Raw genomic sequence first — 25,075 nt, 5'->3', positions numbered from 1 at the left:
AGAGGCTCGCACCTCTTTTTCTTATTTCTTTTTATGATTTAATACTGCATTGAGGACAATGGCGAGTAGGCTGGCTACAACGATTCCGTTTGAGAAGAACATTTGGAAGGCTGTCGGCATGCTGACAAAGAGATTACTGTTGTTGAGTCCGACACCTGCAGCTATGGATACTGCTGCGATAAGAAAGTTATGTTCATTGTTAGCAAAGTCAACACGAGCGAGGATTTGCATCCCTTGAATAGATACAAAACCAAACATCACCAGCATAGCACCACCGAGGACAGGGCTCGGAATGATTTGGGCAAGGGCGCCAAACTTAGGAAGGAGTCCAAGGAGAACCAGGAAACCAGCTGCGTAGTAGATTGGCAGGCGAGTCTTGATACCTGACAATTTAACCAAACCAACGTTTTGTGAAAATCCTGTGTAAGGGAAGGTGTTAAAGATTCCTCCGAGAAGTACGGCCAAACCTTCTGCGCGGTAACCGTTGCGCAGGCGCGTGCTGTCGATTGGATCTTTTGTGATATCAGACAAGGCTAGATAAACACCAGTAGACTCAACCATAGACACTGTTGCGATGATACACATCATGACAATAGATGAGATTTCAAAGGTTGGCATCCCAAAGTAGAGTGGAGTTGGGACATGGACGAGCGGTGCTGCCGCAACAGGAGAGAAATCAACCAAGCCCATGCTAGCAGCAATGGCAGTTCCAACAACCAGACCAATCAAAATAGAGATAGATTTGATAAATCCTTTGGTAAAGATGTTAATCAAGAGGATAATCAAAACAGTGATAGCTGCAAGCAAGAGACTTTGACCAGTTGGCTCTGGAACGTTATTTCCCATATTTCCAATAGCGACAGGAATCAAGGTTAAACCAATCGTGGTAATAACAGATCCTGTTACGATAGATGGGAAGAGATTGGCAACTTTTGAGAAGATGCCTGAAACAAGAACCACGTAAATCCCTGATGCGATAAGGGCACCAAACATAGCACCACTACCATGGCTTTGCCCAATCATAATCAAGGGAGCGACGGATTGGAAAGCAACTCCAAGAACGACTGGGAGTCCAATTCCAAAGTATTTGTTGAGTTGGAGTTGGAGGAAGGTTGCCACCCCACACATGAAGATATCTGTGGAAATCAGGTAGGTCAACTGCTCAGTTGAATAGCCAAGGGCTGTCGCAATCATGATAGGAACCAGAATAGATCCTGAGTACATGGCTAGTAAGTGCTGCAAGCCAAGAACGGCTGCTTGTGAATGTTTTTCTTGAGTTTGCATTAGAGATCTGCCTCCTTAAATACGACTTGACCATTTTCAAAACGATCCAAACGAGCGAGTGATAGGACAGGATAGCCTGCTTTTTCAAGCAAATCACGGCCATCTTGGAAGGATTTTTCAATCACAATACCGATAGCTTCGACTGTGGCACCAGCTTGTTCGATGATTTGAATCAAGCCTTTAGCAGCTTGGCCATTAGCAAGGAAATCGTCGATAATCAAGACCTTGTCCTCTGGTGAGAGGAATTTTCCAGCGATAGAAACGGTACTGGTCACTTGCTTGGTAAAGGAGTAAACTTCGGCAGTTAAGATTCCTTCGTTCATAGTGATGTTTTTAGCTTTTTTGGCGAAAATCATGGGAACGTTTAAGGCTTCAGCTGTAAAAATGGCTGGGGTAATACCTGACGCTTCAATCGTTACAACCTTGGTAATGCCAGCAGAAGCAAATTTGTCCGCAAATACCTTACCAATCTCTCGCATCAAGCTAAAGTCAACTTGGTGGGTTAAAAAGGAATCTACCTTGAGGATGTTGTCACCCAAGATATGCCCATCCTGAAGGATGCGCTCTTCTAATAATTTCATAAGACCTCCTAAAGTCTAAAAGATGCTTCATTTGCTTGTCCAGAGATTCTAGTATGTAATAGAAAAAGGACCTACTTAATCCCCTAAGCAAGTCCCCAAAATAGGCATGGCCAAAACCATACCTTCAGCTGACATACTCATTGTTAGGTGTTCCGGCACCTTGTAGAAACGTCGTGCCAATTCACGACATAAACAAGTAAAATGATATTCAATTTTAAATAGGCTGCTGCCAATGTTTTTATTTTACACCAATTAGCTTTATAAATCAAATATTTCATTAGCAAACAGATTATAAAAGCGAACGAATAAAAGGCTGCAACGCTAGAAAGTATTGTAGCCTTTTGTTCTTTTATTCGCTAAATCTTAAAAAATAACCATCTGGATCCAAAACTGCAAATTCGTGAGGATAGATATAATGATCCCCAACACGAAATGTTCGTTTAGTCAAAGGACGATAAATAGGATAGTCAGCTTCCAGCAGTTTTTGGTGGAGCTGAGGGACATCTTCAATGCCAAAGGAAATATTGACACCGCGCCCGAAAGGATAGGTTAGTTGGGCTAATTCTTCTGTGCTGCCTTCTTCTAGCATAAGTTGGCAGTCTTCAAGCGAGAGGAAGAGAAATTTCTCCTCTGGACGCTCGTATTCGACAGAAAATCCCAGCAAATCGCAGTAGAAGTGGCGTGACCTTTCGAGGTCAGATACTACAAATTCAGGAATGACAGCTTGATAGTCCATTAACTTTCTCCTTAGAGTTCAATTTCCAATACAATCGGCGTGTGGTCTTGGCGCGCACCAGAGTCAATCATATCAGACTTGGTCACCTTGTCAGCCACGCGGTTGCTGGTCAGCCAGTAGTCGATTCTCCAGCCTGTATTGTTGATTTTAGAAGTCTTGCTGCGTTGCGCCCACCAAGTGTAGCGCTCTGGGACATCGCCGTGAATATGGCGGAAGGTGTCAGTAAATCCAGTTGCCAAAAGGTTGGTAAAGCCAGCACGTTCTTCGTCTGTAAATCCAGGTGAACGGCGGTTGCTGGCAGGGTTTGCAAGGTCGATTTCATTGTGGGCTACGTTGTAGTCACCGGTTGCAAGGACTGGCTTTTCTTTGTCTAGTTCAGCCAAATACTCCGCATATTTGACATCCCAGACTTGACGTTCTTCCAAGCGTTTGAGGCCATCGCCAGCATTTGGTGTGTAAACTTGGGTTACGAAAAATTCATCAAATTCTAGAGTGATGATACGACCTTCTAAGTCCATGGTAGAAGGGGCACCGATTTCTGGGAAAGTGACAGTAGGTGTAAGTTCTTTCTTATAAAGGAACATGGTTCCAGCATAGCCTTTACGGGCAGGTTCTTGGGAAGAGCGCCACGTATTTTCGTAGCCTGGGAAGAGTTCTTCTAAAATTTCCAAGTGTTTCTTTGTAGGCCCCTTGGCAGAAAGCTTGGTTTCTTGGATAGCGATGATATCAGCATTTTCGGCGACCAAGGTTTGTAGTACTTCTTGGGACAATTTGGCACGAGCTGAGTCACTAGTGAGGGCAGCGTTTAGGGAATCAATATTCCATGAGATAAGTTTCATAAAGTTACCTTTTTCATTCAGATTATAGATTTTATTATACCAAAAAAAGGTCTATTTCCCCAGCGTATGGTTTGAAAAATCACCCTCTTTCGTTTATAATAAAGAATGATTTTATGAAAGGGAGTGAAAATAAATGAAATTTTACTCATATGACTATGTCCTTAGTCAAATCAGTCAGCAAAATGGCATCATGATTGGCTTTGGGGTTGTGCTCCTAGCTATCACAGGATTTTTTGCTTTTAAGGCTTATCGTGATAAAAAGGGGACTAAGTTTCGGGAATTGGTCATGATTTTGGCCTTGACTTTGGTGGCTATGCTTTTGGTGACAATCTCAAAATACCAGACAAATCAAGCCTCAAACAACCAATTTCAAACCTCCCTTCATTTCATAGAGGTTGTTTCCAAAGACTTGGGAGTGGATAAATCAGAAGTTTACGTCAACACTTCAGCAGCCACTGATGGAGCGCTTGTCAAGGTAGGTTCAGATTTCTACCGCGCCATGAACGGGAGCCAACCAGACAAGTATCTTTTAGAGAAATTAGAATTGCATCAAACAGACGCTATTGAATTGGTGGAGGTAAACAAATGACACTCAACTATATGGAAATTTTAATCAAACTGGCCTTGGGTCTCTTCTCGCTGGTTTTTGTTATCAATGTGACAGGAAAGGGGAACCTAGCACCTAACTCTGCAACAGACCAAATTCAGAACTATGTTCTCGGTGGTATCATCGGTGGGGTGATTTACAATAGTTCTATCAGCATTCTCCAATATGCAGTGATTTTGATGATGTGGACGATTTTGGTCTTGACCCTCAAATGGCTCAACAACAATGTGCGTTTTGTGAAACGCTTGATTGATGGGAAACCAACTCTCCTTATCAAAAATGGAAAGATTGACCCAGAAGCCTGTCGTTCGGTTGGTTTGTCTGCATCGGATGTTGCTCTCAAACTTCGTAGTCAAGGGATTTTCCAGATGAAACAAGTCAAACGAGCTGTGCAAGAGCAAAATGGCCAACTCATCGTGGTCCAAATGGGGGATGAAAATCCTAAGTATCCAGTTGTGACTGACGGTGTGATCCAAGTCGATGTTTTGGAATCGATTGGCCGTAGCGAAGAGTGGCTGCTTGATAATCTAAGCAAACAAGGACATGACAATGTGGCCAATATCTTTATCGCTGAGTATGACAAGGGTGCCGTCACAGTTGTAACCTATGAATAAGAAAAGCCTGGGGTCTTGTACTCTTCGAAAATCAAATTCAAACTGCGTCAACGTCGCCTTGCCGTACTCGAGTACAGCCTGCGGCTAGTTTCCTAGTTTGCTCTTTGATTTTCATTGAGTATTGGCCTCAGGTTTTCATTTGCAATCAGAAAGGGATTTTATGTCCATTATTCAAAAACTTTGGTGGTTTTTCAAGTTAGAAAAACGCCGTTATCTAGTCGGGATTGTGGCCTTGGTCTTGGTTTCCGTCCTCAACCTCATTCCCCCAATGGTTATGGGGAGGGTCATTGATGCCATCACATCGGGGCAATTAACCCAGCAGGACCTCCTTCTTGCCTTATTTTACTTGCTTCTTGCAGCCTTTGGGATGTACTATCTGCGCTATGTTTGGCGTATGTATATCCTCGGTACTTCCTACCGTTTGGGACAGATTATGCGCTCTCGCTTATTTGAGCATTTCACAAAAATGTCTCCAGCCTTTTATCAAACTTATCGGACGGGGGACCTGATGGCACACGCAACCAATGATATCAATGCCTTAACCCGTCTCGCAGGGGGAGGTGTTATGTCTGCCGTGGATGCCTCTATCACAGCTTTAGTGACCTTGCTGACCATGCTCTTTAGCATTTCGTGGCAAATGACCTTGGTTGCCATTCTTCCCTTGCCTTTCATGGCTTATGCGACCAGTCGTTTGGGAAGAAAGACTCACAAGGCCTTTGGTGAATCACAGGCTGCCTTTTCTGAACTCAATAACAAGGTGCAGGAGTCTGTATCAGGTATTAAAGTGACCAAGTCTTTCGGGTATCAGGCGGACGAGTTGATGTCCTTTCAGACAGTCAATGAATTGACCTTCCAAAAGAATCTCCAAACCATGAAATACGATAGTCTCTTTGACCCCATGGTTCTCTTGTTTGTTGGTTCGTCCTATGTTTTAACTCTCTTGGTCGGCTCTTTGATGGTTCAGAAAGGGCAAATCACGGTTGGGAATCTGGTCACCTTTATCAGCTACTTGGATATGCTAGTTTGGCCTCTTATGGCCATTGGTTTCCTCTTTAATATCACTCAGCGAGGCAAGGTTTCTTACCAACGGATTGAGGAACTTTTATCTCAGGAATCACCTGTAAAAGACCCTGAGTTTCCTCTGGACGGTATTGAAAATGGACGTTTGGAGTACGCTATTGACAGCTTTGCCTTTGAAAATGAGGAGACACTGACGGATATTCACTTTAGTTTAGAAAAAGGACAAACCCTAGGCTTGGTCGGACAGACAGGCTCTGGGAAAACGTCCTTGATTAAGCTCCTCTTGCGTGAATACGATGTGGATAAGGGAGCTATTTATCTAAACGATCACGATATTCGTGATTATCGTCTGACAGACCTTCGTGGTCTCATGGGCTATGTCCCTCAAGATCAGTTTCTCTTTGCGACCTCTATCTTAGACAATATCCGCTTCGGCAATCCTAATTTGCCCCTTTCAGCGGTCGAGGAAGCGACTAAACTAGCTCAAGTTTATAAAGATATTGTGGACATGCCTCAGGGATTTGATACGCTGATCGGTGAAAAGGGAGTCAGTCTCTCAGGTGGTCAAAAGCAACGTCTGGCTATGAGTAGGGCTATGATTTTAGACCCTGATATCTTGATTCTAGATGATTCCTTGTCAGCCGTGGATGCCAAGACAGAGTATGCGATTATCGACAATCTCAAGGAGACGCGCAAGGACAAGACAACTATTATTACAGCACATCGACTCAGTGCAGTTGTCCATGCAGATTTGATTTTAGTCCTGCAAAATGGTCAAATTATCGAACGAGGCAGGCACGAAGACTTGCTAGCTTTGGATGGCTGGTATGCCCAAACCTACCAGTCTCAGCAGATGGAAATGAAAGGAGAAGAAGATGCAGAATAAGAAAGAACAATGGACTGTATTGAAGCGCTTGATGTCCTATCTCAAGCCTTACGGCCTCCTGACCTTTTTGGCACTCAGTTTTCTCCTAGCGACGACGGTCATTAAAAGTGTCATTCCCCTTGTGGCTTCCCACTTTATCGACCAGTATCTGAGTAATCTTAACCAACTAGCCATTACCGTTTTGCTGTCCTACTATGGCCTTTATATCCTACAAACTGTAGTTCAGTATGTCGGTAATCTTCTCTTTGCGCGGGTATCCTACAGTATCGTTAGGGATATTCGTCGGGATGCCTTTGCCAATATGGAAAAACTAGGCATGTCTTACTTTGACAAGACGCCAGCAGGCTCTATCGTCTCGCGTTTGACAAATGACACCGAGACCATCAGCGATATGTTTTCAGGGATTTTATCTAGCTTTATCTCAGCAGTTTTCATCTTTCTGACAACTCTTTATACCATGTTGGTATTGGATTTTCGTTTGACAGCATTAGTCTTGCTCTTTCTCCCCTTGATTTTCCTTTTGGTCAATCTCTATCGGAAAAAATCAGTGAAAATCATTGAGAAAACCAGAAGTCTCTTGTCAGATATCAATAGCAAGCTGGCTGAAAATATCGAGGGAATCAGAATAATCCAGGCCTTTAATCAAGAGAAGCGCCTGCAGGCGGAATTCGATGAAATCAACCAAGAACACTTGGTCTATGCCAACCGTTCTGTAGCCTTGGATGCCCTCTTTTTGCGCCCTGCCATGAGTTTGCTGAAACTCCTAGGATACGCTGTTTTGATGGCCTATTTTGGCTATCGTGGTCTTTATCTGGGAATAACGGCAGGAACCATGTATGCCTTTATCCAGTATATCAATCGTCTCTTTGATCCCTTGATTGAAGTGACGCAAAACTTCTCAACCCTGCAAACGTCTATGGTTTCTGCAGGTCGTGTCTTTTCCCTGATAGACGAGAGGACCTATGAACCTCTTCAAGAAAATGGCCAGGCTAAAGTCAAAGAAGGCAATATCCGTTTTGAACATGTGTGTTTCTCATATGACGGGAAACATCAGATTCTGGATGATATTTCCTTTTCGGTTAACAAGGGTGAAACCATTGCATTTGTAGGCCATACAGGTTCAGGGAAATCTTCGATTATTAATGTCCTCATGCGCTTTTATGAATTTCAATCAGGGCGAGTTCTCTTGGACGATGTGGATATTAGGGACTACAGTCAGGAAGAGCTGAGAAAAAACATCGGTCTGGTCTTGCAGGAACCCTTCCTCTATCATGGAACCATTAAGTCCAATATCGCCATGTACCAAGACATTAGTGATGAGCAGGTCCAGGCTGCTGCAGCCTTCGTGGATGCAGATTCCTTTATTCAAGACCTTCCTCAGGGTTACGACTCACCTGTGTCCGAGCGTGGTTCGAGCTTTTCAACTGGACAGCGCCAGCTTCTTGCCTTTGCTAGAACAGTTGCCAGTCAGCCCAAAATCTTGATTTTGGATGAAGCGACAGCAAATATTGACTCTGAAACAGAAAGTCTGGTTCAAGCTTCACTGGCTAAGATGAGACAGGGACGAACAACCATTGCTATCGCTCACCGCCTTTCTACCATCCAAGACGCCAACTGTATCTATGTTTTGGACAAGGGGCGCATCATCGAGAGCGGAAGCCATGAGGAACTTTTGGCCTTGGGAGGAACCTATCACAAGATGTATAGTTTGCAGGTAGGGGCCATGGCCTAATACTCTTTGAAAATCTCTTCAAACCATGTCAGCTTTATCTGCAACTTCAAAGCTGTACTTTGAGCCACCTGCGGCTAGCTTCCTAGTTTACTCTTTGATTTTCATTGAGTGTAAGAAGGAAATCCTTCAAATTACAGATTTCTTTCACCGCCTTTTCCATTTTGTGGTATAATGAAAAATGTTGACAAATAGTATAATAAAAACAAAGGAGAAACAGCATGCTGAAATGGGAAGACTTGCCCGTAGAAATGAAATCAAGCGAGGTTGAGTCTTACTACCAGCTTGTCTCTAAAAGGAAGGGTTCGCTGATTTTTAAGCGTTGTTTGGACTGGGTTCTGGCCTTGGTCTTACTGGTTCTGACCTCTCCTATCTTTCTAATCTTGAGCATTTGGATCAAGTTGGATAGCAAGGGGCCAGTTATTTACAAGCAAGAGCGCGTGACCCAGTACAACCGACCTTTCAAGATTTGGAAGTTCCGTACAATGGTGACGGATGCGGATAAAAAAGGTAGTCTGGTGACTTCTGCTAACGATAGCCGCATTACCAAGGTTGGGAATTTCATCCGCCGTGTGCGTTTGGACGAACTGCCTCAGTTGGTCAATGTTCTTAAAGGCGAAATGTCCTTTGTCGGTACACGACCTGAAGTGCCACGTTATACAGAACAGTATAGCCCTGAAATGATGGCGACCTTGCTCCTGCCAGCAGGAATTACCTCTCCAGCTAGCATCAACTACAAGGATGAGGACGCCATCATCAGTCAAATGACAGAGAAAGGCCTAACGGTTGATCAGGCTTATGTCGAACATGTTCTTCCTGAAAAGATGCGCTATAACCTCGCCTATCTCCGAGAGTTTAGTTTCCTTGGAGACATCAAAATCATGTTTCAAACCGTGTTTGAAGTGCTAAAATAAAGTAGTCATAAGAAAATGAGTACAGATAAAAGGAGCAAATCAATGCCAAATTACAATATTCCATTTTCACCACCCGATATTACGGAAGCAGAAATTGCTGAAGTAGCGGATACCCTGCGTTCTGGTTGGATCACAACAGGTCCTAAGACAAAAGAACTAGAGCGTCGCTTGTCTCAATATACACAGACACCTAAGACCGTCTGCCTCAACTCTGCGACTGCCGCTCTTGAGTTGATTTTGCGCGTCTTGGAAGTGGGACCTGGTGATGAAGTCATCGTTCCAGCCATGACCTATACAGCTTCATGTAGTGTCATCACTCACGTGGGAGCAACTCCTGTCATGGTGGATATCCAAGCAGATACGTTTGAGATGGACTATGACCTGCTGGAGCAAGCTATCACTGAAAAGACCAAGGTGATCATCCCAGTAGAGCTTGCAGGGATTGTTTGCGACTACGACCGTTTGTTCCAAGTTGTGGAGAAGAAACGTGATCTCTTTACCGCTTCAAGCAAGTGGCAAAAAGCCTTTAACCGTATCGTGATTGTTTCTGATAGTGCCCATGCTTTGGGATCTACTTATAAAGGGCAACCAGCTGGTTCTATCGCTGACTTTACTTCCTTCTCATTCCACGCCGTTAAGAACTTTACAACTGCAGAAGGTGGAAGTGCCACTTGGAAAGCCAATCCAGCGATTGACGACGAAGAGATGTACAAGGAATTCCAAATTCTTTCCCTTCACGGGCAAACTAAGGATGCTCTTGCCAAGATGCAACTGGGTTCATGGGAATACGATATCGTCACACCAGCTTACAAGTGTAATATGACCGATATTATGGCTTCCCTTGGTTTGGTACAATTGGACCGCTACCCAAGTTTGCTAGAACGTCGTAAGGAGATCGTGAACCGCTATGATCGTGGTTTTGCAGGTTCTCGTATCCATCCATTGGCACACAAGACTGAAACTGTCGAATCTTCACGCCACCTCTACATCACCCATGTAGAAGGAGCGAGTTTAGAAGAACGCAATCTTATTATCCAAGAATTAGCTAAAGCAGGAATTGCAAGCAATGTCCACTACAAACCGCTTCCGCTTTTGACAGCCTATAAGAATCTTGGTTTTGATATGGCGAACTATCCTAAGGCTTATGCCTTCTTTGAAAATGAAATTACGCTCCCTCTTCACACTAAATTAAGCGATGAAGAAGTGGACTATATCATTGAGACTTTCAAAACAGTTTCTGAAAAAGTACTAGCTTCATCAAAAAAATTGTAAAAAAGTCTTGACAAAGAAAAAACAAAGTATTAAAATAAGTTCAATAAATCAGAAAAGTAATTATTTTTGATCTTCAGGGAGCCTGTGGTGATTGTGAACAGGTGGTTGGAAGTAGTGAAAGTGGGCTGATTTTAAAAATGAATTTGAAACAATGAAAGTTCGGTGCGCACACCTTACAGTGCAACTTGTTGTTAGACAAGGTAGAGATGTAAAGGGGATAGTCCCTTTATAATTGAGGTGGCACCGCGTTACCAACGCCCTCACGCAGAAGTAGATTCTGTGTGTGGGCTTTTTTCATATCTTGGAACCAATACAGAAAGAGGAAAATTTTATGACAACTAAAGGTTATTTTGGACAATTTGGTGGTAGTTTTGTACCGGAGCCGATTCAGGCTTTGTTGGATGAGTTGGAAGTGACATTTGACAAGTACAAGGATGATCCAGAGTTTTTGGCAGAATTTCGCCATTACTTAAAGGACTATTCAGGTCGCGAAACACCGCTCTATTTTGCGGAAAGTTTGACAGACCACTTAGGTGGCGCTAAGATTTATCTCAAACGTGAAGACCTTAACCACCTTGGTTCTCACAAGCTAAACAACGTTTTAGGACAGATTCTTTTGGCCAAACGTATGGGCAAAAAACGAGTAATCGCAGAAACAGGAGCTGGTCAGCACGGGGTTGCGACGGCGGCAGCTGCAGCCAAGTTTGGTATGGCCTGTGATGTCTACATGGGGGCAGAGGATGTGGAACGTCAACGTCTCAATGTTTTCCGTATGGAGATGATGGGAGCAACTGTTCACGCAGTTGAAACAGGGACTCGTACCCTTAAAGATGCTGTTGATGCAGCCTTTGGAGCATGGATGAATGACCTTGAAGCCTTCTATGTTCTGGGATCTGCTGTAGGTCCTCACCCTTATCCTACAATTGTCCACGAGTTCCAAAAGGTCATCAGTGAAGAATCTCGCCGTCAAATCTTAGAAAAAGAAGGACGCTTACCAGACTACGTTATTGCTTGTGTAGGTGGTGGTTCCAATGCCATCGGTGCTTTTTCTCAGTATGTGGCTGATGAAGAAGTTAAATTGGTTGGGGTCGAAGCTGCTGGGCATGGACTTGATACAGACAAGCACGCAGCTACTATGACAAAAGGTAGTATCGGAATTGTCGACGGCATGAAGACCTATGCAGTCTTTAAGGAAGACGGTGAGTTGGCTCCAGTTTACTCTATCTCAGCTGGTTTGGACTATCCAGGGGTTGGCCCAGAACACGCTTACTTTAAAGATTCAGGTCGCGTGGAATATGTGGCAGCGACAGACGAAGAAGCTGTTCAGGCTCTCCTCCTTCTCAGCAAGACTGAAGGAATTATCCCAGCGATTGAAAGTTCGCACGCTATCGCAGAAGCAGTTAAACGTGCACCGAAACTAAGTAAAGACGACATTATCATCATCAATGTCTCTGGTCGTGGAGACAAGGATGTAGCTGCAATTGCGGACTACCTAGAAGCTAAAAAATAAAAGATGGAAAAATTACAGTCTTTTCTCTCACAGAGAGCTTGTGGTTGCTGAAAACAAGCAGAGAAAGCTGTAAGGTTGGGTCCATCTGAAACGAGAGAAGAAAACATAATTCTCAAGGGAGTGCCCTTTATCGCACAGCCTGTTACAGAACCTTTCTAAGACAGGAATGAGAGATAGGAGAAATCCTATAATTGAGGTGGCACCGCGAATTTCGTCCTCACGCAAGTTATTTTGCGTGGGGATTTTTCATACAGTCGCCACGGACTAGAAGTAGAACTGAAAGGGAAATTACAATGGAACGAATCATTCATGGAGATGTCTTATCGCCAATCTTGGCTTATATGCGCCTAAAGGGGCAACACAAGGTTATCTTAGAGAGTATTCCGAGAGACAAGGAAACAGCTCGTTTTTCTATCCTAGCCTATAATCCTGTTTTTGAGATTAAGTTTGAAAATGGAGTTCTTTATCAAAATGGGCAGGTGATTGATCGTGATCCCTTGGATTTTCTTTATGAAGTGACTCATAAGAGCCAGCACCATTCAGACCTCCCTTTTGGTGGTGGGGCAATTGGTTTTGTTGGTTACGATATGATTTCACTTTATGAAGAAATTGGTCAAATTCCTGAAGATACTATTGGAACGCCAGACATGCATTTCTTCGTCTATGAGAGTTACATGGTCTTTGACCACAAGAAGGAAAAAATCCATGTCATCGAGGATGCTCTCTATAGTGAGCGTAGCCAAGAAGACTTGGAAAAAGCCTTAAACCAAGTGCTTGAGGAATTACGCATTCCTGCTCCAAATGAATTTGAAGACTTGGATCTATCTCCGTTAGACTTCAAACCGCATATTGCTCCTCAGAAGTTTGAGGAAATGGTGGAAACCGCTCGTGACTTGATTCGTAATGGCGACATGTTCCAGTGCGTACTCAGTCAGCGCTTCTCAGCAGAAGTTACTGGAAATCCATTTGACTTTTACAGAAATCTCCGCGTGACCAATCCATCTAATTACCTTTATTTCTATGACTTTGGGGATTATCAAATCATCGGTGCCAGTCCAGAAAGTTTGGTTTCTGTCAAAAATGGCATCGTGACAACCAATCCGATTGCAGGGACACGACCAAGAGGCGCTACGGATGAAGAAGACAAGGATTTGGCGACAGACCTGCTTTCGGATGAGAAGGAAACAGCAGAGCATCGGATGTTAGTAGACTTGGGACGAAATGATATTGGCCGCATCTCTGAAACGGCCAGTGTTCAAGTCACTAAGTATATGGAAGTGGAGCTCTTCCGCTATGTCATGCATTTGACCAGTGTGGTCAAAGGGTGTTTGCTTCCAGAACTCACTGCCATGGATGCCTTGAAAGCAACACTTCCTGCTGGAACTGTTTCTGGAGCACCAAAAATTCGCGCGATGAGACGTATCTATGAACTGGAAACAGAAAAACGAGGCGTATACGCAGGAGCAATCGGCTACTTGTCTGCGACGGGTGATATGGACTTCGCCATTGCTATCCGAACTATGATTCTCAAAAATCAAACAGCCTATGTGCAGGCTGGGGCAGGGATTGTCTACGACTCTATTGCCCAAAACGAATACCAAGAAACCATTAACAAAGCAAAATCTATGACTAGAATTGGAGAACTAAGACCATGATTTTATTAATTGACAACTATGATTCTTTTACTTATAACTTGGCCCAATACATTGGGAATTTTGCAGAAGTTCAGGTCTTGAGAAATGATGATCCCAGGCTGTATGAAGAAGCTGGAAAAGCAGATGGTCTGGTCTTTTCGCCCGGTCCTGGTTGGCCAGTTGATGCTGGAAAGATGGAAGACATGATTCGTGATTTTGCTGGCAAGAAGCCGATTCTTGGGATTTGTTTGGGCCACCAAGCTATCGCAGAAGTCTTTGGCGGTAAGCTAGGCTTGGCTCCCAAAGTCATGCATGGGAAACAGAGCAATATCAACTTTGAAGCGCCATCTGTTCTGTATCAAGGTATCGAGGATGGCCGTGCAGTCATGCGTTACCACAGTATTTTGATTGAAGAAATGCCAGAAGACTTTGAAGTGACAGCTCGTTCGACTGATGACCAAGCCATCATGGGAATTCAACATAAAAATCTACCGATTTATGGCTTCCAGTACCATCCAGAGAGCATTGGAACGCCAGATGGCTTGTCTTCTATTCGGAATTTTATCGAGAAGGTTGTAAAGTGAGGAAACTAGGATGAAAGAGATTATTGAAAAACTAGCAAAATTTGAAAATTTATCAGGTGTGGAAATGACGGATGTCATTGAGCGTATCGTAACTGGCCGTGTAACGGAGGCGCAGATTGCTTCTCTCCTTTTGGCTCTTAAGATGAAGGGGGAAACACCTGAGGAACGCACAGCCATTGCCCAAGTCATGAGAGGACATGCCCAACATATTCCAACTGAGATTCATGATGCCATGGACAACTGTGGTACAGGTGGGGACAAGTCTTTCAGCTTTAACATCTCCACAACTGCAGCCTTTGTCTTGGCTGGTGGTGGTGTTCACATGGCAAAACACGGTAATCGCTCGATTTCTTCTAAATCTGGTTCTGCAGATGTCCTCGAAGCCTTAGGCATCAACCTAGACCTCAAACCAGCTGAATTAGGTAAGGTCTTTGATAAAACTGGTATCGTCTTTCTCTTTGCTAAAAATATGCACCCAGCAATGAAATACATCATGCCAGCTCGTTTGGAATTGGGAATTCCAACAATCATGAACTTGACTGGTCCTCTGATTCACCCAATGACTTTGGAAACACAGCTTCTTGGTATTAGTCGTCCAGAACTTCTAGAAAGTACAGCTCAGGTTTTGAAAAATATGGGTCGCAAACGTGCTATAGTGGTTGCTGGTCCAGAAGGATTGGACGAAGCTGGTTTGAATGGAACAACCAAGATTGCCCTTCTTGAAAATGGCGAAATCACCTTGTCAAGCTTTACTCCAGAAGATCTAGGGATGGAACGCTACGCTATCGAAGATATTCGTGGAGGCAACGCTCAGGAAAATGCAGAAATTTTGCTCAGAGTTCTTAAAAATGAACCAAGTCCATTCTTGGAAACGACAGTTTTAAATGCTGGTCTTGGTTTCTATGCTAATGGCAAGGTAGCTAGCATCAAGGATGGAGTTGCCTTGGCCCGCGAAGTCATTGCTAGTGGCAAGGCCCTTGAAAAACTCAGACTGTTACAGGAGTACCAAAAATGAGTCAGGAATTTTTAGCACGAATTTTGGAGCAGAAGGCGCGTGAGGTCGAGCAGATGGAGCTGGAGGAAATCCAGCCCCTGCGCCAGACCTATCGTTTAGCTGACTATCTAAAACAACATCAAGACCGTTTACAGGTAATCGCAGAAGTCAAGAAGGCTAGCCCTAGTCTGGGAGATATCAATCTAGATGTGGATATTGTGCAACAGGCTCAGACTTATGAAGAAAACGGCGCAGTGATGATTTCTGTTCTGACAGATGAGGTTTTCTTTAAAGGGCATTTGGATTATCTGCGGGAGATTTCCAGTCAGGTAGAGATTCCGACGCTCAACAAGGACTTTATCATCGATGAAAAGCAAATCATCCGTGCTCGCAATGCTGGTGCGACAGTTATCTTACTCATTGTCGCTGCCTTGTCAGAAGAACGTGTCAAGGAACTCTATGACTACGCGACAGAGCTTGGTCTGGAAGTCTTGGTGGAGACTCACAATCTAGCTGAACTAGAAGTGGCCCACAGGCTTGGTGCTGAGATTATTGGGGTTAATAACCGCAACTTGACCACCTTTGAGGTCGACTTGCAGACCAGTGTAGATTTGGCTAAACATTTCAAAGATGATTGCTTGTACATTTCTGAATCTGCTATTTTCACAGGGCAGGATGCGGAACGAGTAGCACCATACTTTAACGGAATTTTGGTAGGGACAGCTCTTATGCAGGCAGAAGATGTAGCCCAGAGAATCAAGGAGTTGCAGATTGACAAAGGTTAAAATTTGCGGATTATCTACCAAAGAAGCGGTGGAAACAGCTGTTTCAGCAGGAGCAGACTACATCGGTTTTGTCTTCGCACCTAGTAAAAGACAGGTGACCTTGGATCAGGCTACTGAGCTGGCAAAGCCCATTCCTGCTAATGTTAAGAAGGTTGGCGTATTTGTTTCACCAAGTCGGGCAGAATTGCTAGAAGCGATTGAAAAAGTTGGCTTGGACTTGGTTCAAGTTCACGGTCAGGTGGCAGATGATTTATTTGAGAATTTGCCTTGTGCCAGCATTCAGGCGGTGCAGGTGGATGGAGAGGGTCATGTGCCCAATTCTCAGGCAGACTATCTACTCTTTGATGCCCCTGTGGCTGGGAGTGGCCAGACCTTTGACTGGGGTCAACTGGATACGACAGGATTAACTCAGCCTTTCTTTATCGCAGGTGGGCTTAATGAAGACAATGTAGTAAAAGCAATTCAACACTTTACTCCCTATGCAGTAGATGTATCGAGCGGAGTGGAGACAGATGGACAAAAAGATCATGAAAAGATTAGAAGATTTATAGAGAGGGTAAAGCATGGCATATCAAGAACCAAATAAAGATGGATTTTACGGAAAATTCGGCGGACGTTTTGTCCCAGAAACATTGATGACAGCAGTTTTGGAGTTGGAGAAAGCTTACCGTGAAAGTCAGGCAGACCCAAGTTTCCAAGAGGAATTAAACCAACTTTTGCGCCAGTATGTGGGGCGTGAAACTCCTCTTTACTACGCAAAAAACTTGACCCAGCATATCGGCGGAGCCAAGATTTATCTTAAACGTGAAGACCTTAACCATACAGGGGCCCACAAGATTAACAATGCCTTGGGACAAGTTCTTCTGGCTAAACGCATGGGTAAAAAGAAAATTATCGCTGAAACAGGTGCTGGTCAGCACGGTGTGGCAACTGCAACTGCTGCAGCCCTCTTTAACATGGAATGTACTATCTACATGGGTGAGGAAGATGTCAAACGCCAAGCCCTCAATGTGTTCCGTATGGAGCTTTTGGGAGCTAAGGTTGAGGCAGTGACAGACGGTTCGCGCGTGCTCAAGGATGCGGTCAATGCAGCCCTTCGTTCATGGGTAGCTAATATTGATGATACCCACTATATCCTTGGTTCTGCCTTGGGGCCTCATCCATTCCCAGAAATCGTTCGTGACTTCCAAAGTGTCATTGGTCGAGAAGCTAAACAACAGTATCGTGATTTGACAGGTAAAAATCTGCCAGATGCCCTAGTAGCTTGTGTTGGTGGTGGTTCTAATGCTATCGGTCTCTTCCATCCATTTGTAGAAGATGAGTCAGTAGCTATGTATGGGGCTGAAGCAGCTGGACTTGGTGTGGATACAGAGCATCACGCAGCTACCTTGACCAAGGGTCATCCGGGTGTCCTTCACGGTTCCCTCATGGATGTGCTCCAAGATGCTCAGGGTCAAATTCTTGAAGCCTTCTCTATCTCAGCAGGTTTGGACTACCCAGGTATCGGTCCAGAACATTCTCACTACCACGATATCAAACGTGCTAGCTATGTCCCTGTGACAGACGAAGAAGCTTTGGAAGGATTCCAACTCTTGTCTCGTGTGGAAGGGATTATCCCAGCCTTGGAATCTAGCCACGCTATTGCTTTTGCGGTGAAATTGGCCAAAGAACTTGGACCAGAAAAGTCTATGATTGTCTGCCTATCAGGTCGTGGGGACAAGGATGTGGTTCAAGTCAAAGACCGCTTGGAAGCAGATGCAGCAAAGAAGGGAGAAACTCATGTCTAATACACTAACAGAAAAATTAAAGGCTATAAAAGCAGCTGGAAAAGGAATTTTTGTTCCCTATATCATGGCTGGAGACCATGAGAAAGGTTTGGACGGTCTTGCTGAAACAATCCACTTTTTAGAAGATTTGGGTGTCTCTGCTATTGAAGTGGGCATTCCCTTTTCAGACCCTGTTGCAGATGGACCTGTAATCGAAGAAGCTGGCTTGCGTAGTCTAGCCCACGGAACTTCTACCCAGGCTTTGGTTAAAACCTTGAAAACCATTGAAACAGAGGTTCCGCTGGTCATCATGACCTACTTCAACCCCCTCTTTCAGTACGGTGTTGAGAACTTTGTCAAAGATTTGGCAGATACAGCGGTTAAGGGCTTGATTATTCCAGACCTTCCTCATGAGCATGCCAACTTTGTAGAACCATTTTTGGCAGACACAGACATTGCTTTGATTCCTTTAGTAAGCTTGACCACAGGGATTGAGCGCCAGAAAGAGTTGATTGATGGGGCAGAAGGATTCGTCTATGCCGTTGCTATCAATGGGGTGACAGGGAAATCAGGCAATTACCGTGCAGACTTGGATAAGCACTTGGCACAACTGCATCAAGTAGCCGATATCCCAGTCTTGACAGGTTTTGGTGTATCTAGTCAAGCCGATGTTGAACGTTTCAATGCGGTATCAGATGGTGTTATCGTTGGTTCGAAAATTGTAAAAGCTCTCCACCAAGGAGAGCCGATTCAGGACTTTATCAAACAAGCAGTAGCTTACCAAAAATAATCACGCAAGCAGCGAGTAAGAGGAAAGGCACAAAAGGAAGCCTTTCCTTTTTCTTTTGCAGGAGAAAGGCTAGAATTCCTGTCGCAGAAGCAAACTGAATCAAGATAAGTAATTCGGTTACGCTAAAGACGAGAGCACAAGAAGCTAAAAAGAGAAAATCCCCTGCGCCCATGCGGATATCGATAAAATGAGCTAACATTCCAAGGACAAGGAAGAAGACCATGACCAGATTCCAGCCAGTGGAAGCCATGAGGATTAGGTGGAAAGTCATCCAGACCAGTAAGGGATATTCCTGATGGTGAAAGTCGTAGATACCTAAGGTCAAGCCACCAGTGATTAGGATGACTTGACTCAAGGAAAGTAATCCCCAAGACCAAGATAGAAAGAGGAGTCCTAAGCCTAGTTCAAAAAGGACATACCAGACTGGATAAGGAGCCTTGCAGTAGCGACAGCGAAAGCGATGAAAGACCTGCGAGAGAATCGGAATCAAATCTAAGGGGCGCAAGCGAGTCTGACAGGAATCGCAGTGACTTGCTGGACTGATAATGGATTGCTCTGGAAAGCGGTCAATGACCAAACCAAGAAAGGAAGCGAGAATGCTCCCGACAAGAAAAAAATAAAAATCAATCATACTTATCTATTCGTAAAAAATGGGAGAAGTAGTATAATGGAGAAACATAGATAAGATGGGGAGGTCAAGATGACAATTCGTTTTGAAGAAAAGGTGAGTATAGAAAACGCTCAGCTCGTATGCCAATGGTCCAACTCCCTTGGCAAATCCTTTCAAGAACAATGGATGGGAACAATGATTCCTTTTCCCTTGACAATTCAAGTCTTGCAAGATTTGGAAGGAATCTTTTCAATCTTTGAAGGACAAGAGTTTGTGGGGCTTATCCAGAAAATCAGGCTAGAAGACAGGAATCTTCATATCGGGAGATTTTTTATCAACCCCCAGAAACAGGGACAAGGCTTAGGTGGGCAGGCTTTAAGGAAATTTGTTAGTTTGGCCTTTGAAAATGAAGACATAGATACTATTTCACTAAATGTCTACGAGGCAAATCAAGCAGCCAAGCACCTTTATCAAAAAGAAGGATTTGAAATTGTTCAAACCATTGAAGCACCTGTACGAAAATACGTTATGAAAAAGTTTAGATAGAAAGCAAAAAAGCCTTGATTCCAAGGCTTTTTTATGTTATAAACTCATTAAAACAACTCCCAGTAAGGTGTGGAATGTTTTTTAGTCTGTGTCATATAAAAATAAATAGAATGAATAGCTATAGCTAGAGCTAAAATGGTTGTAATACTTACTACTATTATAGGATTAGAAGCAAAGATTAAAGAGAGAATCAAGGCAGCCAGATAGAGTGTAGCTTGGACACAGTAGTAACTTTTCGAATAGCGAAGATAGTGTTTGTTATAGGGCCCATTTGCTAGGACAGCAGCTTGGAAGAGGCCAATTCCGATATAAAAGAAGCTGGTTGCAAAGAGAAGATTAGTTTCAGGATTCAGAAGAAAACTCATCGATACAGTCATCATCATAAGCCCAATGAAAATAGGATAGTGACTGTAAATTAGAAATAGCCCCTTTTGATTAGATTTTTCATCAATAGCATGGTCGAATTGACCAAAATAAAACAAGAACAGAGAAATCATAATAATGAAATAAAGAACCGAATAAATCGAGAAATTCTCGATTGTAAAGAAGTTAGCTAGCCCCATAATCATCTCTCCAAACATAATAATGACAAGAAGGGAGATGCGCTCGATTAAATGGGGGAGATTTACCTGGTAATGCTTATCTTTATTAAGCAAGATACTTGGCATAATAAATGTTAGCAGAATACTAGCATAAAGGATATAGACTCCAATGTAAATAGGAAGAAGAGCTGCTAGATAGATTTCTAAACTTCGTAGACCTGTTATCCATAGAAAACCTTTGATACTTTCCCTATGAACATTATCGGTTGATTTTTTAAAAAACTCAACCAAATATTGAAAAAATAAGGTAAGGGTTAATGTACCAATAGCCCAACAGAGATAATGAAAATATTGTTGCCAATCAGGTCCAATCATATTGGCTATAAAGAGTAAAATTCCCATTTTGATAAACATGATTACTATGTTAAATAAAGAGTTCTTTCCATAGCGATTGGTATAATCGGTTTGAATCATCCAGGAATCGATGAGAAGCAAGACAGACATGAAAAAATCAAGCAAAGAATTCCAAGTCAAAATACCGTTATGAAGATGGTCAATTAAAGTAGTTACTTTTGAAATTGCAAAAACAAAAACTAAGTCATAAAAAAGTTCTGAAAATTCTACACGTTTATGTTTAATAAGAGTTGTCATCTTAAGACCTTTCTATTTTAGAAGTACAATTTATTATAACAGAAAATGGTAATAAAAAAAAAGGAGATGCTTAAATAACTTCATGTGACGCGAATGAACTGCGCCACAAAAGTTAGGTTTTTTCTGTCTAACTTTTGGGGTGCAGTTCAGAAGGGGTGTTTTTTCTATCGTTTTTTAGTGCTAAGACTACACAAAAAAGCCTTGATTCCAAGGCTTTTTCCTGTTGATTTAGATGCCCCCTACAGGGATTTGGAAAGGACTTTCATATTGAGAGCAATTAAAAATATTGAAATATAAGTGATTTTAGGTATTTTCAATGTCATGATTTAAAAATGGGACAAAAGTGGGGCAAAAACCATACAGATTCTAAACTGTATGGTTCTTTTTTTATCTAACCAAGAAAGGTTAAAACTTATTAAAACAAATGCAATCAACTGTTGAAAACTTTTTAGTCCGTGTAATATAAAAACAAGTAAAAAGTTGAACTATAGGGAATATTGTGTCATAATAGGTAATAGATGAATAATTAATAGATTGGAAATAATGCTTTCTTACCTTAACAAGTTGAATTGGTTATACATTTTTTCGTCGCAATTGTGTCTATCTCTCGAGTTTAGCTAGTTTTTATAAGCTCTGGTTTCTAATCAATATAACAAATTTTAGAAGTGCATAAGACAAGATGGTGACATTACTACAGTCATTTCTAGTCACCATATGTTGCTGGCACAGGCTGTTTGTAGTGTTGGCTATTTACTAGTCAGTTTAATCGGAGTGTTTAATTTTTATTGTTGAAAGGTTTTTATATGGCGAAAATTCTATCTTTAGGTCTGACAGGTAAGAAATTACTTGCTCAGGGTTTCTTGTTTGTTCTGCTAGGTCTCATCTTGATGGTCACGGGGACTTGGTTGCCAGTAACAGTTATTCGCCTGGTTCTGTTTTTAGCTTGGATAGCAACGGTCGTAGATTTGCTATTAAGAGTTTTCAAAAAAAGCCAGTCAACGGATACCTTGGGAGTTGCACTGGTTAAATTGTTAGTGCTGGGATATTTGCTTGGCTCCAATCTTGCGACGGATGTGCCGATTTATATTTTGGCTCTTGTGATTGGAGTTTATCAGATTTTTCATGCTAGTATTAACCTTGTCACCTATGTTCTCTACCGCAAAAACAAAATTCGACCTCGTTTTCGTCTCTTACTAGATGGACTCGTACTAGTTTTTCTTGGTGGGACTAGTCTTTTGTCCTCTACAGGAAATTCTGTCTTTCAACTCTTTGTATTAGGGGCTTATTTTTTCCTTTATGGTGTGTCCAATATCCGTGATGGTTTCTTGTTTGAGGAGGAAATTGGGAAAAACCATCTCAAACGTCGTGTAAGAATGAGCTTACCTATTGTCCTAGCCGCTCTCATCCCTGCAAGAACTTTAGCAAAAATTAACAAATTTATGCTGGAAAATGCTGATGAGGAAGAAGATATCCATCTTGGAATAGTGAAGTCTGGTAAGACAGCAGAGCTAGAAATTTTTGTTCATACAGCTGAGACCTCCCTGTTTTCAGCTATTGGTCATGTGGATATCTGCTATCAGGGCCGTGTTATTTCTTATGGCAACTATGATCCGTCATCTGAGACCTTATTTGGCATGGTAGGAGATGGTGTCTTATATTTCTGTGACCGCGATAAGTACATTGATCTATGTAAACGTGAGAGTCAAAAAACACTTTTTGGTTACGGAATAGATTTGACGCCTGAAATGGAAAAAGCAGTTCAGAAAAAGTTGGCTGAATTGAAACAACTGACGATTCCATGGGAGCCAAGTGCAGATAAAATCATGACAGGTGATGGTAAGGAAGACTACACCTACGCTTATAAAATCAGACATGAGACAGATGGGGAACTTTATAAATTTATCAAATCTAAGTTTAAAACCTACTTTGTCTTATCTACAAACTGTGTGCTCTTGGCTGATACCATAGTCGGTCAGGCTGGCACCGATATCCTCTCACCCAAAGGATTTATCGCTCCAGGAACTTACCAAGCCTACCTTAATCGAGAGTTTGAAAAACCAAATAGTATAGTCGTATCTAAACATGTTTATTAAGGAGAATTTATGAACTTAGTAAAAAAATACACCCCGTTAATACTTTTTATAGGGCTGGTTGCTCTTGTAATTCTGAATGCATCGAGCTTTATATCAGGAGCAATCTCTCTCTTTGATGTAATATCAACCTTGATTTATGGTGCTGTTATTGCTTTTGTGCTTAATGTTCCTATGAAAAAAATTGAACAGTACTTAGTTAAATTGAAGGTAAAGGCAGAGTTGCGTCGTCCGATTGCCATGGTACTTGTTTTCCTAGCTCTTATCTTAATCGTGATTGCTCTTTTGGTTTTGGTGCTGCCAACCCTAGCCCAGACTATTAGTCAGCTGGGAACAGTCCTTTCAACAGTCCTTACTCAACTTGGGAAATTGCTAGGCAGCTCGGAATTTGTAACCAAAGACATGTTGTCAACTATCGTATCAGGCATACAGGGACAATCTAGTTCTATTAGCCAAGCTTTGATAGGTTTTTTATCAGGTCTGACTAGTAATATCGGCAATATTTTTTCAAGTTTGATGAATGCCTTTTTGATTATAGTCTTCACCTTTTTATTTTTATCCAGTAAGGAACATTTGGCAGCGATGACGAGTCGACTTCTAAAAGTTTTTCTTCCAGAGAAGGTGGTGATAAAGTTGACTTACATTGGACAAGTAGCACTAGAGACTTATGACCAATTTTTGATGAGTCAGCTGATTGAAGCAGTTATCATAGGAGTTATGATAGCGGTTGGTTACAGCGTGTTTGGGATACCCTATGGAGTAATGACAGGTATCTTTGCAGGAGTGCTATCGTTCATTCCTTATGTAGGGCCTATGATTGCTTGTGTTGTGGGAGCGATTTTTATCTTCACAGTGAGTCCTACTCAAGCCTTACTTTCTCTTCTTCTATATCAAGTTATACAGCTGATTGAAGGAAACCTTATTTATCCTAGAGTTGTAGGTCAGTCTATTGGTTTGCCAGCTATTTTCACGCTTGCGGCTGCTAGTATTGGAGGCAATCTCTTTGGCTTACTTGGGATGATATTCTTTACACCGATATTTGCTGTTATCTATCGATTGGTTAAGGAATTTGTCGTTGCAAAGGAAAATCAGCTAGATTAAGAAAAACTAAATTTAATAAGATATACTGAGAAGAGAGTGAGAGATTCTCTTCTCTTTTATTTTTAAATACTTTTCTACAAAAAGCTATTAGACGTTAAAAAAAGCCTTGGTTTCAAGGCTTATTTCTGTTGATTTAGATGTGCCCCCTGCAGGGCTCGAACCTGCGCCCCATAGCTTAAGAGTCTACTGCTCTACCAACTGAGCTAAGGAGGCAACAGAAAAAGCTGAGAATGTAACTTCCCAGCTATTTTAATATGCCCAAAATGGCAGCTAGATTATTTACGAAAGGCATCAAGGATATAGGTGAAACCAACAATTAAAAATGCAAAGGCAACGACATAAACGACAAAGACACTTGTAGCTACTGGATTGAACAAAATCACTAGACCTAGTAAAAATGCAAGCAACGCTATCCACATGATATGGTTGCCAATAATAGGGAAAATCAATCCCAGACGATTGCCTTTAAAGAAAGCTATAATGGCTTCTACAATTAACCAAATTCCTAAAATAGTTGGAATGACAACTGGCAGCGTCACAAAGCCATAGGCAACGAGGTAAAGAGCTAAGAGAAGATTAACAATCCCTTGGAAAAGATGAGCTGGTGAGCGAAGCTCTTTTGGTACAGAGAAATAGCCTAAAATAGCTGCTATAGAAGAAACCAGTAAACCAAATGCAATCCACCAGCTGTAAGCAACAAGATTAGCTACTGGGTTTGTAAATAGGAAAAGTCCTAAAAGGACAAAAACAACTCCTGCAAGGAATAGCAGTAAACGATTAGAAAATTTCATTTCAATACCCCCTATATAGTATAGTTTGATAATAAAAATATTATACACCTTTTTAGAGGAAATGTCAATAAACAAAATGGAAAATTTGGAAGTTTCAGTCTGATTTATGAAAAGAAAATCAGTTTTTATTATTTTGAAAATAAAAAGAGAAGATAAAATTTGTCTTCTCTACATGAAAATATTGTATGGAATCAAAGCA

General features: G+C 42.3%; 24 protein-coding genes, 1 tRNA gene, 1 riboswitch and 2 other annotated features. Of the genes, 17 read left to right on the top strand and 8 right to left on the bottom strand.

All coding sequences use genetic code 11. The features are described 5' to 3' along the window. Nucleotides 1–21: 21 nt before the first annotated feature. From ACLNCP_RS06660 to ACLNCP_RS06645, 4 genes are all read right to left on the bottom strand, one after another. The gene (locus ACLNCP_RS06660) at nucleotides 22–1,284 is read right to left on the bottom strand and encodes a nucleobase:cation symporter-2 family protein (protein WP_004256021.1); all 1,263 of its coding nucleotides are present in this window, start codon (nucleotides 1,282–1,284) and stop codon (nucleotides 22–24) included. Next, a complete protein-coding gene (locus tag ACLNCP_RS06655) occupies nucleotides 1,284–1,865 on the bottom strand; it encodes a xanthine phosphoribosyltransferase (protein ID WP_424844211.1) in 582 nt (193 codons plus the stop codon). Before ACLNCP_RS06655 ends, ACLNCP_RS06660 begins: the two co-directional genes overlap by 1 nt. A gap of 120 nt (nucleotides 1,866–1,985) precedes the next feature. Then, nucleotides 1,986–2,081, bottom strand: a riboswitch (purine riboswitch). 133 nt (nucleotides 2,082–2,214) lie between these two features. Then, the gene (locus tag ACLNCP_RS06650) at nucleotides 2,215–2,601 is read right to left on the bottom strand and encodes a bleomycin resistance protein (RefSeq protein ID WP_424844210.1); all 387 of its coding nucleotides are present in this window, start codon (nucleotides 2,599–2,601) and stop codon (nucleotides 2,215–2,217) included. Nucleotides 2,602–2,612: 11 nt separating this feature from the next. Then, nucleotides 2,613–3,440 (bottom strand): exodeoxyribonuclease III, encoded by an 828-nt coding sequence (locus ACLNCP_RS06645; protein ID WP_119947589.1) that lies wholly within the window; start codon nucleotides 3,438–3,440, stop codon nucleotides 2,613–2,615. Between the two features lie 133 nt (nucleotides 3,441–3,573). Between ACLNCP_RS06645 and ACLNCP_RS06640 the strand changes: the two genes are divergently transcribed. From ACLNCP_RS06640 to trpA, 14 genes are all read left to right on the top strand, one after another. Continuing rightward, nucleotides 3,574–4,029 carry a DUF3290 domain-containing protein gene (locus ACLNCP_RS06640; protein ID WP_261100007.1) on the top strand — a complete coding sequence of 152 codons (456 nt, stop codon included), beginning with the start codon at nucleotides 3,574–3,576 and terminating at the stop codon, nucleotides 4,027–4,029. Then, nucleotides 4,026–4,661 carry a DUF421 domain-containing protein gene (locus ACLNCP_RS06635; protein WP_042900454.1) on the top strand — a complete coding sequence of 212 codons (636 nt, stop codon included), beginning with the start codon at nucleotides 4,026–4,028 and terminating at the stop codon, nucleotides 4,659–4,661. Before ACLNCP_RS06640 ends, ACLNCP_RS06635 begins: the two co-directional genes overlap by 4 nt. Nucleotides 4,662–4,821: 160 nt before the next feature. Further along, nucleotides 4,822–6,567 carry an ABC transporter ATP-binding protein gene (locus tag ACLNCP_RS06630; protein WP_424844209.1) on the top strand — a complete coding sequence of 582 codons (1,746 nt, stop codon included), beginning with the start codon at nucleotides 4,822–4,824 and terminating at the stop codon, nucleotides 6,565–6,567. Beyond that, the gene (locus ACLNCP_RS06625; protein ID WP_424844208.1) at nucleotides 6,557–8,299 is read left to right on the top strand and encodes an ABC transporter ATP-binding protein; all 1,743 of its coding nucleotides are present in this window, start codon (nucleotides 6,557–6,559) and stop codon (nucleotides 8,297–8,299) included. Before ACLNCP_RS06630 ends, ACLNCP_RS06625 begins: the two co-directional genes overlap by 11 nt. Nucleotides 8,300–8,517: 218 nt before the next feature. Further along, nucleotides 8,518–9,210, top strand: coding sequence for a sugar transferase (locus tag ACLNCP_RS06620; protein WP_265531242.1), 693 nt, complete (start codon nucleotides 8,518–8,520; stop codon nucleotides 9,208–9,210). Nucleotides 9,211–9,252: 42 nt separating this feature from the next. Continuing rightward, a complete protein-coding gene (locus ACLNCP_RS06615; protein WP_020903539.1) occupies nucleotides 9,253–10,482 on the top strand; it encodes a DegT/DnrJ/EryC1/StrS family aminotransferase in 1,230 nt (409 codons plus the stop codon). A gap of 34 nt (nucleotides 10,483–10,516) precedes the next feature. Beyond that, nucleotides 10,517–10,747 (top strand) — a binding site (T-box leader). A 66-nt stretch (nucleotides 10,748–10,813) separates the two neighbouring features. Beyond that, nucleotides 10,814–11,992, top strand: a complete 1,179-nt coding sequence (trpB, locus tag ACLNCP_RS06610; RefSeq protein WP_000208439.1) for a tryptophan synthase subunit beta — start codon at nucleotides 10,814–10,816, stop codon at nucleotides 11,990–11,992. After that, nucleotides 11,989–12,214, top strand: a binding site (T-box leader). (Overlaps the previous gene by 4 nt.) 71 nt (nucleotides 12,215–12,285) lie before the next feature. Continuing rightward, the gene (trpE, locus tag ACLNCP_RS06605; protein ID WP_000439647.1) at nucleotides 12,286–13,647 is read left to right on the top strand and encodes an anthranilate synthase component I; all 1,362 of its coding nucleotides are present in this window, start codon (nucleotides 12,286–12,288) and stop codon (nucleotides 13,645–13,647) included. Next, nucleotides 13,644–14,210 (top strand): aminodeoxychorismate/anthranilate synthase component II, encoded by a 567-nt coding sequence (locus tag ACLNCP_RS06600; RefSeq protein WP_000601916.1) that lies wholly within the window; start codon nucleotides 13,644–13,646, stop codon nucleotides 14,208–14,210. Before trpE ends, ACLNCP_RS06600 begins: the two co-directional genes overlap by 4 nt. Before the next feature lie 10 nt (nucleotides 14,211–14,220). Further along, nucleotides 14,221–15,225: an anthranilate phosphoribosyltransferase gene (trpD, locus tag ACLNCP_RS06595; RefSeq protein WP_033684824.1), complete on the top strand. Its 1,005-nt coding sequence runs from the start codon at nucleotides 14,221–14,223 to the stop codon at nucleotides 15,223–15,225. Further along, a complete protein-coding gene (gene trpC, locus ACLNCP_RS06590) occupies nucleotides 15,222–15,989 on the top strand; it encodes an indole-3-glycerol phosphate synthase TrpC (RefSeq protein WP_024057632.1) in 768 nt (255 codons plus the stop codon). The genes trpD and trpC overlap by 4 nt, the downstream gene beginning before the upstream one ends. Beyond that, on the top strand, nucleotides 15,976–16,575 hold the full coding sequence (locus ACLNCP_RS06585) for a phosphoribosylanthranilate isomerase (protein ID WP_125454899.1): 600 nt from the start codon (nucleotides 15,976–15,978) through the stop codon (nucleotides 16,573–16,575). The genes trpC and ACLNCP_RS06585 overlap by 14 nt, the downstream gene beginning before the upstream one ends. Further along, nucleotides 16,553–17,776, top strand: a complete 1,224-nt coding sequence (gene trpB, locus ACLNCP_RS06580) for a tryptophan synthase subunit beta (protein WP_265531240.1) — start codon at nucleotides 16,553–16,555, stop codon at nucleotides 17,774–17,776. Before ACLNCP_RS06585 ends, trpB (ACLNCP_RS06580) begins: the two co-directional genes overlap by 23 nt. After that, nucleotides 17,769–18,545, top strand: a complete 777-nt coding sequence (gene trpA, locus ACLNCP_RS06575; protein ID WP_424844207.1) for a tryptophan synthase subunit alpha — start codon at nucleotides 17,769–17,771, stop codon at nucleotides 18,543–18,545. Before trpB (ACLNCP_RS06580) ends, trpA begins: the two co-directional genes overlap by 8 nt. Here trpA and ACLNCP_RS06570 read toward each other — a convergent pair. Continuing rightward, nucleotides 18,517–19,176: a prepilin peptidase gene (locus ACLNCP_RS06570; RefSeq protein ID WP_411865755.1), complete on the bottom strand. Its 660-nt coding sequence runs from the start codon at nucleotides 19,174–19,176 to the stop codon at nucleotides 18,517–18,519. The two genes, trpA and ACLNCP_RS06570, sit on opposite strands and share 29 nt — an antisense overlap. A gap of 69 nt (nucleotides 19,177–19,245) precedes the next feature. Between ACLNCP_RS06570 and ACLNCP_RS06565 the strand changes: the two genes are divergently transcribed. Next, nucleotides 19,246–19,701: a GNAT family N-acetyltransferase gene (locus ACLNCP_RS06565; RefSeq protein ID WP_411865754.1), complete on the top strand. Its 456-nt coding sequence runs from the start codon at nucleotides 19,246–19,248 to the stop codon at nucleotides 19,699–19,701. A gap of 47 nt (nucleotides 19,702–19,748) precedes the next feature. Here the strand turns inward: ACLNCP_RS06565 and ACLNCP_RS06560 are convergent, their stop codons facing one another. Continuing rightward, nucleotides 19,749–20,894 (bottom strand): low temperature requirement protein A, encoded by a 1,146-nt coding sequence (locus ACLNCP_RS06560; protein WP_261126639.1) that lies wholly within the window; start codon nucleotides 20,892–20,894, stop codon nucleotides 19,749–19,751. An 803-nt stretch (nucleotides 20,895–21,697) separates the two neighbouring features. Here ACLNCP_RS06560 and ACLNCP_RS06555 point away from each other — a divergent pair. Together ACLNCP_RS06555 and ACLNCP_RS06550 are read left to right on the top strand one after the other, a co-directional pair. Continuing rightward, nucleotides 21,698–22,987: a DUF308 domain-containing protein gene (locus ACLNCP_RS06555; RefSeq protein ID WP_261074157.1), complete on the top strand. Its 1,290-nt coding sequence runs from the start codon at nucleotides 21,698–21,700 to the stop codon at nucleotides 22,985–22,987. 9 nt (nucleotides 22,988–22,996) lie between these two features. Further along, a complete protein-coding gene (locus tag ACLNCP_RS06550) occupies nucleotides 22,997–24,085 on the top strand; it encodes an AI-2E family transporter (RefSeq protein WP_004256071.1) in 1,089 nt (362 codons plus the stop codon). A 140-nt stretch (nucleotides 24,086–24,225) separates the two neighbouring features. Here ACLNCP_RS06550 and ACLNCP_RS06545 read toward each other — a convergent pair. Together ACLNCP_RS06545 and ACLNCP_RS06540 are read right to left on the bottom strand one after the other, a co-directional pair. Further along, nucleotides 24,226–24,298 (bottom strand) — tRNA-Lys (locus ACLNCP_RS06545). Between the two features lie 62 nt (nucleotides 24,299–24,360). After that, the gene (locus tag ACLNCP_RS06540) at nucleotides 24,361–24,876 is read right to left on the bottom strand and encodes a DUF308 domain-containing protein (RefSeq protein WP_000672739.1); all 516 of its coding nucleotides are present in this window, start codon (nucleotides 24,874–24,876) and stop codon (nucleotides 24,361–24,363) included. Nucleotides 24,877–25,075: the final 199 nt, after the last annotated feature.

The sequence above is a fragment of the Streptococcus sp. CL6.35 genome, from assembly GCF_049737915.1.
Lineage (GTDB): Bacteria > Bacillota > Bacilli > Lactobacillales > Streptococcaceae > Streptococcus.
Note: the sequence above shows the minus strand (reverse complement) of the source record. Positions and strands in the feature narration are given on the sequence as shown.